The sequence below is a fragment of the Lacinutrix sp. WUR7 genome (assembly GCF_016864015.1).
In the GTDB taxonomy this organism is placed as follows: Bacteria; Bacteroidota; Bacteroidia; order Flavobacteriales; family Flavobacteriaceae; genus Oceanihabitans.
The window spans coordinates 582,182-598,290 of sequence record NZ_CP045067.1 but is presented as its reverse complement, the minus strand read 5'-3'; the positions used below and the strand labels follow the sequence as shown (position 1 = coordinate 598,290).

Below are 16,109 nucleotides of genomic sequence, written 5' to 3'. Positions count from 1 at the left end.
AAAAAAAGCCATGAATACATTGTATTCATGGCTTTAAAATATATTTAAAATAAAGTTTAGCTAAGTGCTTCTTTAATTCTTTTGATTGCTTCTTTAATTTGCTCTTGACTTGCTGCATAAGAAATACGAATACAGTTTTTATCTCCAAATGCATCTCCTGTTACCGTAGCAACTAATGCTTCTTCTAAGAGATATAGAGAGAAATCTGTAGCGTTATTTATTTTTTTACCACGTAAGGTCTTTCCGAAGAAAAAAGAAATATCTGGAAACACATAAAAGGCACCTTCTGGTGTGTTGGTTTTAAAACCTTCTATACCATCCAATAAATCTAAAACCATATCACGACGTACTTTAAACTCGTCTATCATGTATTTTACAACACTTGGGTCTGCATTTAAAGCCGTTATAACAGCACGTTGCGCTATACAGTTTGTTCCGCTAGTTACTTGTCCTTGCATTTTATTACAAGCACGAGCAATCCAATCTGGAGCACCAATAAAACCAACTCTCCAGCCAGTCATAGCAAAAGCTTTAGATACACCATTTACGGTAATCGTATTATTAAACATACCATCAATTCCAGCCATACTTGCGTGTGGTTTTCCGGTGTAGTTTATGTGTTCGTATATTTCATCGGAAACCACATAAATATTTGGATGCTTTACCAAAACAGAAGCCAAAGCTTCCAATTCTTCCTTACTGTATAAAGAACCACTAGGGTTACAAGGAGAACTAAACCAAATCATTTTTGTTTTTGGCGTAATAGCTGCTTCTAATTGCGCGGCAGTCATTTTGAAATCTGTATCTATAGACGTTTTTACTTCTACAGGAACTCCTTCTGCAACCTTAACAATATCACTATAGCTCACCCAATACGGACAAGGTAAAATAACTTCGTCTCCTTTATTTAACATTACTTGTGCAATGTTATATAAAGATTGTTTTGCACCAGTAGATACCACTACTTGTGGTAAAGTATATGTTAAATTATTGTCGCGTTTAAATTTTGTAATTACAGCTTCCTTTAAATCTACATAACCATCTACAGGAGAGTATGAATTGTAATTGTCTTTTATTGCTTGAATTGCAGCGTCTTTAATGAAATCTGGAGTATTAAAATCTGGTTCTCCCAAACTTAATCCTATAATATCTTTGCCTTCGGCTCTAAGTTCTCTTGCTTTTGCTGCCATAGCTAATGTGGCAGAAGTAGACATGTTTGTTATTCTTTCTGAAAGTGGATTCATTTATGAAATATTGGTTTGAAGTGCAAAAAAAAAGGGTTAAGCCATGCTAGGTTTTTGACCTAACACTTTTAATTGTTGATAATGTTCTCCTATTGCTTTCCACATCGTGTTGTATTCATTGTATGGTAAGCTAAATTCATGCGCAGTATCTTTAACAATTTTAGCTATGTTTTTATAGTGAACATGGCTAATATGTGCAAATAAGTGATGTTCTACTTGTCTGTTTAAACCACCTGTATAAAATTCTACTAACCAGTTTTTTGGTGAAAAATTAGAAGTAGTAAATAGTTGATGAATTGCCCAAGTATTTTTCATGTTTCCAGCTTTATCAGGAATAGGCATGTCTGTATTAGGCATTACGTGTGCTAATTGAAAAACGACACTTAAGATAATTCCAGCAGTATAATGCATGATTAAAAAGCCTATTAAAACTTGCCACCAAGCATAACCCATAGCTATAGGTAAAACTACCCAAATAGAGTAATAAATTATCTTACCAATAATTAACTTGGTCCATTGTGTAGCTGGTTTTGGGAATTCACCATAAGATAATTTTCTTTTTAGATAAATATAGGTTTGTTTAAAGTCTGTAGTAATAGCCCAGTTTACGGTTAATAAACCGTAAAGTAAAAAGGCATAATATTTTTGATATTGATGAATTTTCAACCATTTAGAATGTTTTGAAAAACGAATAATTCTTCCCGCATCAATATCTTCATCATGTCCTTGAATATTGGTATAAGTATGGTGTAACACATTGTGTTGTACTTTCCAGTTGTAATCGTTACCAGCTAATATGTGTATGCTGCTTCCCATTAATCTATTTACCCATTTTTTACTAGAAAAAGAACCATGATTTGCATCATGCATCACATTCATTCCTACACCAGCCATCCCAATACCTATAATCATCATAGATATAATTTGAAGCCAAGTTGGTAAATCAACCGTTAATAAAAGTACTAAAGGACCAAGTAATAAAGTAAACATTACTATGGCTTTAGTATATAACTTCCAATTACCGGTTTTTTTAATTTTGTTCTCTTTAAAGTAGTTGTTAACACGTTTGTTTAGTGTTTTAAAAAACTTTGCCGAGTCTGTTCTTGAAAAAGTTATTGTTTGTTTTGTCATGCTATTATTTTTTACTGTATTATAATGTATAAATACAAGTATCAATTATTACACCAAAGATAAATAATATTGACGTGCATCTTAATAAAAATTTCATAAAAATGCACAATAATTTATCTACTTTTGTGCAAAATTAAAAACCATGCAGCTAATTCTTAAGTATTTTCCAAATCTAACAGAAGATCAAATTGATAAATTTACCAAGTTAGAAGCCTTGTATCAAGACTGGAACTTAAAGATAAATGTAGTATCTAGAAAAGATATTGACGAATTGTATTTACGTCACGTGCTGCATTCTTTAGCTATTGCAAAAGTGGTAGATTTTAAACCGAAAACTAAAATTATGGATGTTGGTACTGGTGGAGGATTTCCAGGAATACCTTTAGCTATTTTGTATCCAGAATGTTCTTTTCATTTGGTAGATAGTATTAATAAAAAGCTAAATGTGGTTAGAGAAGTAGTAGAAGGTTTAGGGTTAGAAAATGTAAAAACTACCCATTGTAGAGTCGAAGAAATTAAAGATACCTATGATTTTATTGTAAGTAGAGCAGTAGCGGCAATGCCAACTTTTGTGCATTGGGTGAAAGGTCGCGTAGCTAAAAAGCAAAACCACGAACTTAAAAATGGTATTATTTATTTAAAAGGAGGGGATTTAACCGAAGAGTTACAGGATTACCCAAAAGCTACCATTTATAATATTTCAGATTATTATACTGAAGATTTTTTTGAAACAAAAAAAATAGTACATCTCCCTTTAAAGTATAAAGGGTAAATAAAAAAAGGCTTCTTTAATAGAAGCCTTTTTTTATGAAATCTATTTAACCATAAATTTTGTTTTTAGGTTTTGGTTTTCTGAAGTTTCAATATTTAAAATATATAAACCAGAAGCAATATGTAAAGGAATACTTGTTCTTTCATTTAAAGCCATATTGTTATGATATACTATTTTTCCTGTTACATCTACAATAGTTATTTTTGCGTTTTGAAAAGTCTTTGTGCTTAAAATATGTAACGCATTTGTGATAGGATTTTGTTCTAGTTTAATGCTGTTTTCTATGTAGGTATCTGTAGACAATGTTTCTTGAAAAATTTCATTTAAAGCAAAAGCAACGTTCCCTTCTGTTAAAGTGACATGTGGTTGGTTTTCTGTTGGCATGTACCAAGCGTCAAAAGGTGTGATGTTAGATGTTGCTCTAGCAGTAGTTATTCCAGATGGTGTATGAAACCAGTTAATTTCATTGGTCGTTGTTTCAAAAGCCATAGCGCTAACACTTGGAATAAAATTAAATTTATCGATTTTTAAGGAGTTTAAAAAATCACCAACTAGTCCATCTGCACCTAAATCTGTTGTTAATTTTTTAATATCAAATAAACCTCCAGAAGCAGCGTCAATTCCATTGGAGTATGAAAAGGCCGTCGAGCTTGCGTTATTTTCTCTGTCGTTTGCTAGAGCGAACCACCAAGGAAAGTCTAAATGTACTTTACTGTTTTCAATTTGCGTTCCTGCATTTGGTGTAAAATAGGTTCTTACTTTTAAGGTTGCAATATCGAAAAGATCAATATTTGCATTTACAATTTGGCTTCCAGGTACCAAATCATTTTCTTGAGGCGAATTATCTGGATAACGATTATTACTACCACTTCCATTTATTATGGAAATATTACGTGTTTGTTCTGGAAAAATAGAACCGTTTGCTGTATTCATTCTTCCGTCCAAAATACCTTTAAAAGCGTGTGCTCTTGGCAAAGATCGAGAACTATTAAAGGTAACACCATCGCTACTTGTAATATGTGGTTCAAATTGATCGGTTAGCATTTGTCTTGCTGCAGAAGAACGTAACATGCCATCAATAATTGGTTGTAATTCTTCCACATTTTGGTCTCCTAATACCCAGAAGTCATCTAAGCCAAATGCAAGAAAATTGAATTGATGCTGAAAGCCAATTGGTACATTTGCACCATGATGCGGTGCATCAAAAGAAATCCATAATCTAGTTTCATGATCCATATTTTCCGCTTCCATATAATTTAGTGCATATCTAGAAATTAAACCTCCCATACTCGGACCAATAATCACGTTTTGAGCATCCCCTATTTTTTCTTCGGTATTAATATAATTTATTAATTCTACCAATAACATAGCGTTACGCTCTATAAAATCTACACCGCCATCTACTACTTTTGCATCTGCAGCTCTTGTATAAATAGGGAAATTTAAAATGATAACATCAAATCCTTCGGCTCTTACCAAATCACCAAGATTAGAAGTGTTTCCACCATCATTAAAATTAAGGAGGTCATAAAGTCCGTCTACGTAGTTTCCAGATATAATATCGGTATAGCCGTTAATTGGTCTGCCATCACCAGGATCAAATCCATCTACCAGAAAAATTGGTTTGTCTATGATGCCATCGGCACTAGCAAATATTTCATATTCACCGGTTCCAGGGTATGAAGTAGGTTCCCCATAAGGAGCTAGTAAGTTGGTTGGAAGACTAGCATTAAAGGTGCTTATTACACGATTAAAATTAGTGTATAAATCCGCATTAGAGTATTTGATTTCTATGCTAGCGTTTCTAGTAATAATGTTATTGTTATCTAATGTGATTTCAAAATGTAAGGTCTTTTTTCCAGGGCCAGGATATGCTACAACGATGTTTTGATTGGTGGTAATGTTTCTTTTTCCTAATCCGTCATTAAAATCTATTGCAATATTTTGAATACTATGGTTTGTAGTGTTAAATATATTGCTAGCATCTAAACGAAAAGTAGTTTGCAAACCTTTTGTTTCTGTACGTAAAGCCGTTGCAAGTGTAATGGTGCTTTTTTCAAAAACGGGAGTTTCTGTGTTGGTTCTTAATAGGTTTCCTTGCGCATCTTTGGTTACGATATTGTTTTGCATGGCGGCATCTGTTATAGATTCAAACTCACTATGCATTATTGCTAACGGAATTATTTTAGTAAAGTAGCTTTGTTTACTTTTTTCTTTTAAGCTTTGTAAAGGTGAAAGACGTTCTTGTAAATCACCTTGGGCAATGGTTTTGTATGCTTGGTAAAAGCTTAAATTGTTGATTGTTTTTTGGTTGTAGCTAGTGATGTCTGTGATCACCGATTTTTGTGCTAAAACCGAAGTTTCCATGTCTGAAGTATCCAACTTAAGAAATGCCTTTTTGTTTTGGGCAAAAGCAGAGAGGGTTACTAGTGAAAATACTAGAATGTAAAAATTTTTCATAAAATTAAGGGATTGATTAATCACTTTAAATATATGAAGTTCTCTTAAGAGTTTTTTAATTAGGTGTCATTTTAAGATAAAAGGTATAAAAAAACCCTTAAAATGATAAAATTTTAAGGGTTTTTACTAAAATACTATAATTTTATTCTCCTAAAAAAGGATATCTGTAATCTGTAGGAGTTACAAATGTTTCTTTAATCATTCTTGGTGAAACCCAACGTTGTAAGTTTAAAATACTTCCAGCTTTATCGTTTGTTCCAGAACCTCTAGCACCTCCAAATGGTTGTTGTCCTACAACAGCGCCAGTTGGCTTGTCATTGATATAGAAGTTTCCAGCACAGTTTTCTAAAGCTTTTGTTGCTTCAATAACCGCATATCTGTCTGTTGCTAAAATTGCTCCAGTTAAAGCGTAGTCACTAGTTTCGTCAACAAGTTTTAATGTTTCCGAATATTTATCATCCTCAAAAACATAAATAGTAATAACAGGTCCAAATAATTCATCACACATGGTCGTGTATTTTGGGTCTTCTGCTACAATTACTGTAGGCTCAATAAAGTAACCTTTACTTTTATCGTAACCACCACCAACAATAATGTTAGCATCTTTATCCGTCTTAGCTTGGTCAATATATTTTGCAAGCTTATCGAATGAACCTTCATGAATAACAGCAGTTATAAAATTACTCATATCTTCAGGAGATCCCATTTTAAAAGATTTTACATCTTTAATTACTTGCTCTTTCACTTCGTTCCAAATACTTTTAGAAACATAAGCACGAGAAGCAGCGCTACATTTTTGTCCTTGAAACTCAAAAGCACCTCTAACAATAGCAGTTGCTACTTGTTTAGGGTTTGCAGTTTTGTGTGCAACGATAAAATCTTTACCTCCTGTTTCTCCAACAATTTTTGGATATGTTTTGTAGTTATGGATATTGTTTCCAATTTGTTTCCATAATTCTTTAAATACATAAGTAGAACCTGTAAAGTGTAAACCAGAGAAATCTGGACTAGCTAATACTGTATTTGTAATCATAACAGGATCACCAAATACTACATTAATTACACCAGCAGGTACACCAGCTTCTTTAAATACATCCATAATTACTTTTGCAGAGTATATTTGAGAATCACTAGGTTTCCATACTACCACATTTCCCATCATTGCCATACAAGCAGGTAAGTTACCAGCAATAGCCGTAAAGTTAAATGGAGATACCGCGTAAACAAAACCTTCTAATGGTCTGTATTCAATCTTATTCCATGCGTCACTAGTACTTTCTGGTTGTTCGTGGTACATATCTGTCATAAACTGTACGTTAAAACGTAAAAAGTCTATTAACTCACAAGCAGCATCAATTTCTGCTTGATGTATTGTTTTAGATTGTGCCATCATAGTAGCAGCATTTATTTTTGCTCTGTAAGGACCTGCAATTAATTCGGCAGCTTTTAAAAAGATAGCAGCACGATCTTGCCATGGCACTTGAGACCAACCTTTTCTTGCTTCAAGAGCAGTAGAAATAGCCTCGTCTACATGAGATTTTTCAGCTAAATGGTATTGACCAACAATATGTTTATGATCATGAGGAGGAGACATTGTTCTAGTGTTACCCGTTGTAACATCTTTCCCGTTTATGTACATTGGCACGTCTAAATTGCTGTTGTACATTTCTTTATATGTTTTTGAAATAGCTTCACGATACTCGCAACCAGGAGCATACGCTCTTACAGGTTCGTTTATTGCGATTGGAACATTAAAAAATCCTTTTCCCATTTTATTTTGAGTTTTTAGTTGTAAAATTTGAAGTGCAAAGTTACGATATTTTTATAGATTAGTAATTCTTTGAAATATTAAAGGCAAGTTAAATTATAAGATTTTTTTTGTAAGTTGCTGTGCCGATTAAAGACTACAACAAACATGTGTACAGTAACTATTTTTACAAAAGGAGATAATGATTTTGTCTTAACGTCCAACAGAGACGAAGCGCCAAATCGTGTTTCTTTACCTCCAGATTTTTACTTGGTAAATAATACAAAAATGTTGTTTCCAAAAGATGAAAAATCAGGTGGAACATGGATTGGTGTTAGCGAAAAAAACAGGTTAATCTGTTTACTAAATGGCGGTTTTGAATCGCATCAAAGAAAAGAACATTACACATTAAGTCGCGGAGTTGTGGTTACCGATTTATTAGCTTCGGAAGAAATTGTTTCTACAATTGAAAATTATAACCTTCAGGATATAGAGCCATTCACTATAGTGATTGCCGATTGGGATACTGATTTACATTTGTACGAATTGGTTTGGGATGGTACCCAAAAACACTTCACCAAATTACCAAAAGAAGCTAGAGTTTGGTCTTCTTCTACATTATATACCAAAGCCATGCGCGAAGAACGTACCCAATGGTTTGAAGATTTTAAATCCAGAAACGAATTGTCTTCCGCGAAAGCGTTACAATTTCATAAAAATACCAATATAGATAATACAGAATATGGTGTTATTATGGATAGAGGATCTGTGAAAACCACTAGCGTTACTCAAGTTGTAAAAAGAAAAGAAGAAATTTTCATGTCTTTTGAAAACCTTCAAAACAATACGGTATTTTCAAAAACATTTTTATTTTCAGAGACTATTCATGAGTAATACAGGAATTATTTTAACATTGGCATATCCAGAAACTATTGTTATGGTTGCAGATGAATGGTATTCACCATATTTGCGGTTTATAGGAGTTGGAAAAAAGGATTATCTACGAGCAGGACATGCAGCTTTAGTTTTAATTGAAAAAGCAACGGGAACTTTAGAATATCATGATTTTGGAAGATATATTACGCCAGAACCTAACGGAAGAGTTCGAGGAAAAGATACCGATCATGAATTAGCATTTCCTTTGGTTGCTAAAATTGAAAATAACAAAATAGAGAATCTAAACGAAATTTTAGAGTTTCTAAGTACGCATCCAAAACTAACGCATGGTGATGGGAAATTAATCGCTTCGGTTTGTGATGCTGTAGATTATGATTTAGCGAGACAGCATGTAACAAAAATGCAACAGCGTGATTTTATTCGTTATGCCGCTTTTGTTAAAGATGCCTGTAATTGTGCGCGTTTTGTAACCGATGCTTTAATTGCTTCAGTGACCGATTCCGTAATAAATAAGAAACTGCAAAAATCGAAATGGTTTACACCAAGTACCGTTGGTAATGTGGTAATTGCAGATACGGAAAATAAGGTTTATGAAGTTTCCGAAAAAGGAGAGATTTCGGAATACGCATCTTCTGTAAGTAAAGATAATAGATTGTATTTCTTAGATAAATTAAAAGGGCATACGCCAAATTTTGTGGGTACATTACATCCGAAGGCAGTAGCCGATTTACATGAAAAAGCACAATGGCTTTCTGGTATTGCCGCAGGAGCTTGGTATGAATTGCATGCTACGGAAAATAGTTTAGATTATTGGTATAAACGAATTTCACCGCATGGAAATATAGATGTACATGCTTTGTATGAAGTGAATGAAGAAGGATTTGATTATCACGAATCTTATGATTTTATACATTATTCGAATTGTAAGTTTTTCCATGTAGAACAACACGGAAAGGTGTACAGGTTTGAGATAAAAGAGTAAACAGTATGCAGTGAGTAGTCACCATTAAAATACTTGTTCTTTCCTTTTTAAGTAAAATAAATGGAGAGAATTTGTCCTTTGTTAGATTTCTCGACAAGCTCGAAATGACAAAATTAATTTAGAATAAAAAGAGTAAAGCGTTTTTTTTAAAACGTGTTCTTTTCGGTTAGCGTAAAATGAATTGGAATGATTTGTCTTTAGTTAGCTTGTCTCGACAAGCTGGAAAGGACAGCATTAATTTAATGCAAAAGGAGCACTCAACTTAAAAGTTGGAATGGCAACATGAAACTTTTTGGTGTTACTAAAATTCACCATTTCATAATAGCCTTTCATTGCTCCAAAAGGAGAAGTAAGTAAACATCCCGAATTATACGTGTGAGATTCTCCAGGTTTTAAAACTGGTTTTTTACCAATAACACCTTCACCAGAAACCGTTTCTACATGGTTTAAGGCGTCAAAAATCGTCCAATGTCTTGCGTTCAGTTGCACAGAGTCTTTACTCTGGTTTTCAATAGTTACTTGGTATCCAAAGGCAAATTGTATTTTATAATTCTTATAAAACGTGCCTTCAAAAGTAGTATCTACCGAAATTTTTATGCCTTTTGTAACTTGTTGAACCATTCTAACTTCTGATAATCAAGGGGTTTAATAATCAAAAATACTAAAAAATAAATAATTAAAACTTATTTTAGTATTTCTTTAATATGAATATAATGAAATATTTCCATTAATTTGTAATATTAACAGAGCTAGCTTCACCTAAACCAATAATTTTATCATAACGCGCTCCTATATCTCTGTAATAAACCAATACTTTATAGTTGTTTTCTGTTTGCCAAAAGTTTCCGCTAATAGCGCCTTCGTCTATGTTTCCAGATTTATCTACCACTACATATTTGTAATTATAAAATCCTTGTTTTAAAAGCATTTCATTTTTATAAACGCCTCGTTCTGCATTAAAAGTCATTTTTGTGCTTTCATCAATAGTGTAATTATTAAAATTGCCATAGATATGAACTTCTTTGTCTTTTGGTAATTCGTCTAATAATAAAGAGAAAAACATCCATACATAATCTGCTTCAATACTAGAATTGTTAGCATCTACTGCGGTTATCAAATAATTACCATTAATGTCCGGATTGTAGGTGTACGGTTTGTTGTGTCTTACGGGATTGGTGTATAGGTAATTATGATATAAATCTTTTAAATCTATAAACTGAATACCTGTGTTTGCTGCTCTAACATCTTTGTTTTCAAACCATAAATATTCGTTTCCGGCCCAAAAACTAGTTTCCGTGTCATATTTATAAATAAGTTCATTTCCTAAAGTATACATTGGTTCTACTCCAGAAATAGCAGTGTTTAAATTGTTGTTTTGTACAATAACTGTTTTTATGGTTTGCTTTGGGTTTGTGAATTGTAAGGTATTAGAAGAGATGCTAATATCAACGGTTTGTTTGCTTTTTATGTCTCTAACATCACGCGAACGTTTTATGGTAACACCAACATTGGCAATGTTTTCGTAAACCATAAATTTTCTAGAGAAAACTAATTCATCATAATCATTATAAATTTTAATCATATAGTTTCCAGACACCTTTAATCGACGTGTTTGTTGATTAGGAATAGTAAGTTGGTAATTAGAAAATATTTGTAAGGTGTTAAATGAATTTTCATACGTACGTATACGTTGGTTATCAAAACCATCTAAATATTCGATTTTAGATAAAACGGAAGGTGTCCAGTCGTAATTATAATGTTCAATAACATAATAATAGTCTTCTTCGTCTCCATTTAAAGCATCAAATTCTAGTTTTAAGTATTCTCCAAGCTTTAAAACTGGTAATTGGCTTTCTGCAGTATTTCCTTTAAAATTGATTGTTTTTATGTAATCAGGAGGAGCGACTTCTTTTGCAACTTGAGCAAAAATTGTAGCTGAAAATAGGAGTGTTAGTATTAAATATTTGTAATTCACAAGAGTAAAATTGTTGTTTTGCAGTAAATATAAGCAAATTTTGTGCCTAAGGCGATTGATTTATTTAGATTGAGTATAAATAGTATTGAAGACGATATTTAGCCATGATTTTATGGATTTATTCGTAAATTTGCATCGATTTTTAAGGAACTTAAAAATTTAAAACACTATAACTATTAACAAATAGATTTATAATATGTCAAACGACATTAAGATTAAAAAAGGTCTAGATATTAAGTTACAAGGAGCTGCAGAAAAGGCAAAAGAAAATGCCATTATCAGTAACTTCTTTTCTATTAGGCCAGAAGACTTCCACAGTGTTATTCCAAAATTGATTGCGAAAGTTGGAACTAAAGTAAAAGCAGGGGAACCTATTTTTTACGATAAGTCTAACGAAGCTTTAAAATTTGTTTCTCCAGTTTCTGGTGAAATTATTGACATTCCTCGTGGAGAAAAGCGTAAAATTTTAGCAGTTAAAATTCAGGCAGACAAAGAGCAATCTTACCAAGATAATGGTAAGTTTAACGTAGATACTGCAAAAGCAGCAGACGTTAAAGCACATTTGTTAGCTTCTGGATGTTGGCCTTTTATTAAACAACGTCCTTATGATGTAATTGCAAATCCAGACAATGCGCCAAAAGCAATTTTTGTTTCTGCTTATGCTTCTGCACCTTTGGTTGCAGATTTAGATTTTACCCTTCAAGGTAAAGAAGCAGAATTACAAGCTGCAGTTACTGCGTTAACTAAATTAACAGAGGGACAAGTTCATGTTTCTGTTGGTAAAAATAGTAACTCACCTTTAGCAAATGTTTCTGGGGCAACTATTCATAAAGTCTCTGGACCACATCCTTCAGGAAATGTTGGTACACAAATCAACAAAATTGATCCTGTTAATAAAGGAGAAGTGGTTTGGACAGTAAATGCACAAGATCTTGTTATTATTGGTGAATTGTTATTAACTGGAAAGTTTAATGCAGAGCGTATTGTTGCTTTAGCAGGTTCTTCCGTTAAAAAACCAAGATACTTTGTTACTAAATTAGGAGCAGAAGTTGCTTCTATGATTTACGATAATGGTGTCGACAAAAATGATAACATTAGAATCATTTCTGGAAATGTATTAAGCGGTAAGCAAGTACAGCCAGATGGTTATTTAGATTATTACAGTAATACCATTACCGTAATACCTGAAGGTAATGATTATGAATTATTTGGTTGGAATAAACCAGTATTCAATAAAGTGTCTACTACTAGAGCGTTAACATTCTCTTGGTTAACACCAAACAAAAAATACGATTTAAATACCAATACCAATGGAGAACATCGTGCTTTTGTTTTAACAGGAATCTATGAAGAAGTTTTTCCTTTAGATATCTTTCCAATGCAAATTTTAAAATCTTGTATGTATAAGGATTTAGACGAAATGGAAGCTTTAGGAATGTACGAAGTTGCTCCTGAAGATTTTGCTTTAACAGAATTTGTATGTGTATCTAAACAACCACATCAAGATATTATTAGAAAAGGTTTAGACTTAATGCTAAAAGAGATAGGATAATGGGTTTAAAAAGTAATTTACATAACTTAAAAGAAAAGTATAAAGGAACAAAGATGGCTCCTGCGTTTAACGCAATCCATACTTTTTTATACTTGCCAAATGAGACCACACATAATGGAACTCATATAAAAGCAGCCGACGATTTAAAACGTACGATGAATATTGTAATCATGGCACTTATACCATGTTTAATATTTGGTATGTTTAACGCTGGTTACCAACATTATTTAGCTTCTGGAACAATTGAAGCAGCTAACGGATTTTTCAGTGCTTCTTTTTGGGCTTGGGATAACTTAGTTGTTGGTCTTTGGAAAGTTTTACCACTAATCCTTGTTTCTTATGGGGTTGGTTTACTTATCGAATTTATTTTCGCAGTAATTAAAGGTCACGAAGTAGAAGAAGGGTACTTAGTAACAGGAATGTTAGTACCACTTATAGTACCTATCGATATTCCATTATGGATGCTTGCAGTAGCAGTTGCCTTTGGTGTTGTTATTGGTAAAGAAGTATTTGGTGGTACAGGAATGAATATTTTAAATCCTGCATTAACTATTCGTGCATTTTTATTCTTTGCATATCCTACTTGGATGTCTGGAGATAAAGTTTGGGTAGAAGGAGCTAAAGAATTGGCAGGAACTCCTGATGCTATTTCTGGGGAAACTATCTTAGGAACGCTAGCTCAAAATCATGAAGTCACACACTCTGTAGCAGATATGTTTTTAGGATTTATTCCTGGTTCTGTTGGAGAAACCTCCACACTGTTAATTGTATTAGCCGCATTATTCTTAGTGTTTTCTAAAATAGGAAGCTGGAGAATTATGTTGTCTTCTGCATTAGGAGCTTTAGCAATGGGACTAATATTTAATGGTCTTGTAAATGCGGAAGTAATTGCAGATGGAAGTAAATTTTACGGATTAATGAGTACACCTTTTTGGCAACACTTACTTATTGGTGGTTTTGCTTTTGGTACGGTGTTTATGGCAACAGATCCTGTTACTGCATCACAAACCAATAAAGGGAAATGGATTTACGGATTCTTAATCGGATTCCTTTCTATTTTAATTAGAGTATTTAATCCTGCATATCCAGAAGGCGTTATGTTAGCCATTCTATTAATGAATGTGTTTGCTCCAACCATTGACCATTATGTGGTGCAAGGAAATGTAAAAAGAAGAATGAAGCGTTTAAAAACTAAAGTTGCTTAAACATGGAAAAAAGAACAGATAAAAACTCATATACTATCCTTTTTGCCATAGCAATGGTAATTGTAGTAGGAGGTTTGCTAGCTTTTACAGCTTCAGCATTAAGACCAAAAATCGATAATAACGAAAGACTAGAGAAGCAGCAAAATATATTGTATGCGATGGGAGTAAATGAAAATGAAGGGAATTCTGCCATTTTTGTTTCTACCAAAAAAGCTCCGGAATTGTTTAAACAGTATATCAAAAAACAATTAGTAATTGAAGGAGATAAAGTATCAGAAGATGACAACGCATATCTTATTGATGTGAAAAAACAACAAACAAGCGCTAAAGCTGGTAATATAAGAAAGCTTCCTTTATTTGTTGGAGAAAAAGATGGTCAAACATATTATATTGCTCCAATTAGAGGGAAAGGACTTTGGGATGCCGTTTGGGCTTATATTGCTATGGATGAAGACATGGTGGTACAAGGTGCTTATTTTGATCATAAAGGAGAAACAGCAGGTTTAGGTGCAAATATTAAACAACGTTTCTTTATGGATGACTTTATTGGAGAACACCTAAAGTCTAACGGAAGCTTTAAAGGAATTAATATTTCTAAAAGTAATAACGATCCTAAAAACGAAGATAAAACAGATAATGAGGTAGATGCAATAGCAGGTGCAACAATTACTGGAGACGGTGTTGCTGCCATGATAAAATCAGAACTGAAGCAATATGTACCTTATTTCGAAAACTTAAAAAAGAATTAATTTATGGGACTTTTATCAAAAAAAGACGCAGCATTAATTACAGATCCATTAGCAGATAATAACCCAATTACTATTCAAGTACTTGGTATATGTTCTGCACTAGCAATTACTGCAGAATTGGAAGCAGCAATTGTAATGTCTGTTTCTGTATTATTTGTATTAGCTATAGGTAACGTCGTTATCTCTTTAATGCGAAACATTATACCTTCAAAAATTAGAATTATTGTACAACTAATTGTAGTTGCTGCTTTAGTAATTATAGTAGATCAAGTACTAAAAGCTTTTGCTTATGAGTTAAGTAAAACACTTTCTGTATTTGTCGGATTAATTATAACCAACTGTATCATTATGGGACGTTTTGAAGCTTTCGCTTTAGCAAACAAACCATGGCGTTCTTTTCTTGACGGAATTGGAAATGCTTTAGGATACGGTGTGATTTTAATTATTGTAGCATTCTTTAGAGAGCTTTTAGGAGCTGGAACTTTACTAGGTATTCCTGTATTAGGAGATCCTATTGAAAAAACAGGATTATACGCTTTAGGTTACGAAAATAATGGTTTTATGATTATGCCTCCAATGGCATTAATTGTTGTTGGAATTATTATTTGGGTACAACGTAGTAGAAACAAAGCATTAATAGAAGATTAAGCTAGTAACTACTAACAAACTATAAAAAAATGGAATATTTAGAATTATTTTTAAAATCGATATTTATAGATAACATGGTGTTTTCCGTATTCTTAGGAATGTGTTCATACCTTGCAGTATCTAAAAAAGTAAGTACAGCAGTTGGTTTAGGAGCTGCAGTAATCTTTGTATTAGCAATTACAGTACCTTTAAACTGGTTGTTAGATCAGTATGTATTACAACCAGGAGCTTTAAAATGGTTAGGTGCAGAATATGCAGATTACGATTTAAGTTTCCTTTCTTTTATCATGTTTATTGCAACGATTGCAACCATGGTGCAATTAGTGGAAATCGTGGTGGAGAAATTTTCACCTTCATTATATAATTCACTTGGTATTTTCTTACCATTAATTGCTGTAAACTGTGCCATTTTAGGTGGTTCTTTATTCATGCAATCTCGTGAGATTCCAACTTTAGGATTAGCAACTGTTTATGGTGTTGGTTCTGGAATAGGTTGGTTTTTAGCAATTTTAGCAATTGCAGCTATTCGTGAAAAAATCAGATATTCTAACGTGCCTCCAGCACTAAGAGGATTAGGAATTACATTTATCATTACTGGTTTAATGGCAATTGGTTTTATGAGCTTTGGTGGAATGTTAACTGGTGGAGATGAAGAAGAAACAAAAGAAGATAAAACAGTGCAAGTAGAAACTGTAGATAAAGAAAGCTCTAAGGAGTTAGCTAACAACATAACAATAAACGAGTAAC

Annotated in this window: 14 protein-coding genes; 8 read left to right on the top strand and 6 right to left on the bottom strand. The window is 32.9% G+C overall.

Annotated elements, in window-relative coordinates; all coding sequences use genetic code 11:
* Positions 1-56: 56 nt before the first annotated feature.
* The gene (locus tag FG167_RS02615; protein ID WP_203459908.1) at positions 57-1,244 is read right to left on the bottom strand and encodes a pyridoxal phosphate-dependent aminotransferase; all 1,188 of its coding nucleotides are present in this window, start codon (positions 1,242-1,244) and stop codon (positions 57-59) included.
* Positions 1,245-1,280: 36 nt separating this feature from the next.
* Positions 1,281-2,375: an acyl-CoA desaturase gene (locus FG167_RS02610; protein WP_203459907.1), complete on the bottom strand. Its 1,095-nt coding sequence runs from the start codon at positions 2,373-2,375 to the stop codon at positions 1,281-1,283.
* Positions 2,376-2,517: 142 nt separating this feature from the next.
* Here FG167_RS02610 and rsmG point away from each other — a divergent pair, with 142 nt between their 5' ends.
* Positions 2,518-3,147, top strand: a complete 630-nt coding sequence (rsmG, locus tag FG167_RS02605; RefSeq protein WP_203459906.1) for a 16S rRNA (guanine(527)-N(7))-methyltransferase RsmG — start codon at positions 2,518-2,520, stop codon at positions 3,145-3,147.
* Between the two features lie 42 nt (positions 3,148-3,189).
* Here rsmG and FG167_RS02600 read toward each other — a convergent pair whose 3' ends face one another.
* Together FG167_RS02600 and pruA are read right to left on the bottom strand one after the other, a co-directional pair.
* The gene (locus FG167_RS02600; protein WP_203459905.1) at positions 3,190-5,607 is read right to left on the bottom strand and encodes a T9SS type A sorting domain-containing protein; all 2,418 of its coding nucleotides are present in this window, start codon (positions 5,605-5,607) and stop codon (positions 3,190-3,192) included.
* Positions 5,608-5,749: 142 nt separating this feature from the next.
* A complete protein-coding gene (gene pruA, locus FG167_RS02595) occupies positions 5,750-7,378 on the bottom strand; it encodes an L-glutamate gamma-semialdehyde dehydrogenase (protein ID WP_203459904.1) in 1,629 nt (542 codons plus the stop codon).
* 144 nt (positions 7,379-7,522) lie between these two features.
* Between pruA and FG167_RS02590 the strand changes: the two genes are divergently transcribed.
* Positions 7,523-8,248 (top strand): NRDE family protein, encoded by a 726-nt coding sequence (locus tag FG167_RS02590; RefSeq protein ID WP_203459903.1) that lies wholly within the window; start codon positions 7,523-7,525, stop codon positions 8,246-8,248.
* Complete coding sequence (locus FG167_RS02585; protein ID WP_203459902.1) at positions 8,241-9,233, top strand: DUF6695 family protein; 993 nt, start codon at positions 8,241-8,243, stop codon at positions 9,231-9,233. Before FG167_RS02590 ends, FG167_RS02585 begins: the two co-directional genes overlap by 8 nt.
* A gap of 234 nt (positions 9,234-9,467) precedes the next feature.
* Here the strand turns inward: FG167_RS02585 and apaG are convergent, their stop codons facing one another.
* Positions 9,468-9,854: a Co2+/Mg2+ efflux protein ApaG gene (gene apaG, locus FG167_RS02580; protein WP_055445103.1), complete on the bottom strand. Its 387-nt coding sequence runs from the start codon at positions 9,852-9,854 to the stop codon at positions 9,468-9,470.
* A 106-nt stretch (positions 9,855-9,960) separates the two neighbouring features.
* Positions 9,961-11,208, bottom strand: coding sequence for a DUF5103 domain-containing protein (locus tag FG167_RS02575; RefSeq protein ID WP_203459901.1), 1,248 nt, complete (start codon positions 11,206-11,208; stop codon positions 9,961-9,963).
* Positions 11,209-11,404: 196 nt separating this feature from the next.
* Between FG167_RS02575 and FG167_RS02570 the strand changes: the two genes are divergently transcribed.
* From FG167_RS02570 to nqrE, 5 genes are read left to right on the top strand one after another with little or no spacing between them, the layout of a single operon-like run.
* Positions 11,405-12,760: a Na(+)-translocating NADH-quinone reductase subunit A gene (locus tag FG167_RS02570; RefSeq protein ID WP_203459900.1), complete on the top strand. Its 1,356-nt coding sequence runs from the start codon at positions 11,405-11,407 to the stop codon at positions 12,758-12,760.
* Positions 12,760-13,965 (top strand): NADH:ubiquinone reductase (Na(+)-transporting) subunit B, encoded by a 1,206-nt coding sequence (locus FG167_RS02565; protein WP_203459899.1) that lies wholly within the window; start codon positions 12,760-12,762, stop codon positions 13,963-13,965. The genes FG167_RS02570 and FG167_RS02565 overlap by 1 nt, the downstream gene beginning before the upstream one ends.
* A 2-nt stretch (positions 13,966-13,967) precedes the next feature.
* Positions 13,968-14,714 carry a Na(+)-translocating NADH-quinone reductase subunit C gene (locus tag FG167_RS02560; protein WP_203459898.1) on the top strand — a complete coding sequence of 249 codons (747 nt, stop codon included), beginning with the start codon at positions 13,968-13,970 and terminating at the stop codon, positions 14,712-14,714.
* A gap of 3 nt (positions 14,715-14,717) precedes the next feature.
* Complete coding sequence (locus FG167_RS02555) at positions 14,718-15,362, top strand: NADH:ubiquinone reductase (Na(+)-transporting) subunit D (RefSeq protein WP_055445098.1); 645 nt, start codon at positions 14,718-14,720, stop codon at positions 15,360-15,362.
* Between the two features lie 29 nt (positions 15,363-15,391).
* On the top strand, positions 15,392-16,108 hold the full coding sequence (gene nqrE / locus FG167_RS02550; RefSeq protein WP_203459897.1) for an NADH:ubiquinone reductase (Na(+)-transporting) subunit E: 717 nt from the start codon (positions 15,392-15,394) through the stop codon (positions 16,106-16,108).
* Position 16,109: the final 1 nt, after the last annotated feature.

Coding starts and splice junctions, on each gene's coding strand:
- FG167_RS02570 (WP_203459900.1), top strand. CDS start 11,405: ATGTCAAACGACATTAAGATTAAAAAAGGTCTAGATATTAAGTTACAA.
- FG167_RS02610 (WP_203459907.1), bottom strand. CDS start 2,375: ATGACAAAACAAACAATAACTTTTTCAAGAACAGACTCGGCAAAGTTT.
- FG167_RS02560 (WP_203459898.1), top strand. CDS start 13,968: ATGGAAAAAAGAACAGATAAAAACTCATATACTATCCTTTTTGCCATA.
- rsmG (WP_203459906.1), top strand. CDS start 2,518: ATGCAGCTAATTCTTAAGTATTTTCCAAATCTAACAGAAGATCAAATT.
- FG167_RS02565 (WP_203459899.1), top strand. CDS start 12,760: ATGGGTTTAAAAAGTAATTTACATAACTTAAAAGAAAAGTATAAAGGA.
- nqrE (WP_203459897.1), top strand. CDS start 15,392: ATGGAATATTTAGAATTATTTTTAAAATCGATATTTATAGATAACATG.
- FG167_RS02600 (WP_203459905.1), bottom strand. CDS start 5,607: ATGAAAAATTTTTACATTCTAGTATTTTCACTAGTAACCCTCTCTGCT.
- apaG (WP_055445103.1), bottom strand. CDS start 9,854: ATGGTTCAACAAGTTACAAAAGGCATAAAAATTTCGGTAGATACTACT.
- FG167_RS02615 (WP_203459908.1), bottom strand. CDS start 1,244: ATGAATCCACTTTCAGAAAGAATAACAAACATGTCTACTTCTGCCACA.
- FG167_RS02585 (WP_203459902.1), top strand. CDS start 8,241: ATGAGTAATACAGGAATTATTTTAACATTGGCATATCCAGAAACTATT.
- pruA (WP_203459904.1), bottom strand. CDS start 7,378: ATGGGAAAAGGATTTTTTAATGTTCCAATCGCAATAAACGAACCTGTA.
- FG167_RS02555 (WP_055445098.1), top strand. CDS start 14,718: ATGGGACTTTTATCAAAAAAAGACGCAGCATTAATTACAGATCCATTA.
- FG167_RS02590 (WP_203459903.1), top strand. CDS start 7,523: ATGTGTACAGTAACTATTTTTACAAAAGGAGATAATGATTTTGTCTTA.